This is a genomic window from Pantoea sp. paga, assembly GCF_007558755.1.
In the GTDB taxonomy this organism is placed as follows: Bacteria; Pseudomonadota; Gammaproteobacteria; order Enterobacterales; family Enterobacteriaceae; genus Pantoea; species Pantoea agglomerans.
Map to the genome: position 1 here is coordinate 1 of NZ_VLTF01000049.1, position 277 is coordinate 277.

At 37.9% G+C, this 277-nt stretch carries 1 pseudogene; it reads left to right on the forward strand.

The features are described from left to right. Positions 1-34 precede the first annotated feature (34 nt). Positions 35-277: pseudogene (locus FOV68_RS24225) on the forward strand (hypothetical protein); the annotation flags it as partial.

Consider the following 277-nt stretch of genomic DNA (forward strand, 5'->3'; position numbering starts at 1 on the left):
CCCCGGATCTGTTAAGCAAATTAACAGAGTTTTCATGAAATTCATTTCGTTTATGAGTTTTGATTCAATTGACGAAGCTGTAATGCTAACAACAAAGTCCAGTAATAAGTTCTCGAATCAGGATTTCATTTGTCTCAGGATCCTAATCAAAAAATGGTATGAATTAGGTTTTGACGGGGTTACCCAAAACTGTGTAGACCTCGTTGATAACTGGACGATAAAAGACAATAAAAAGGGTGAGGTTGTTAAAAGACGAGACCCTTATCAGGGCCCTCTG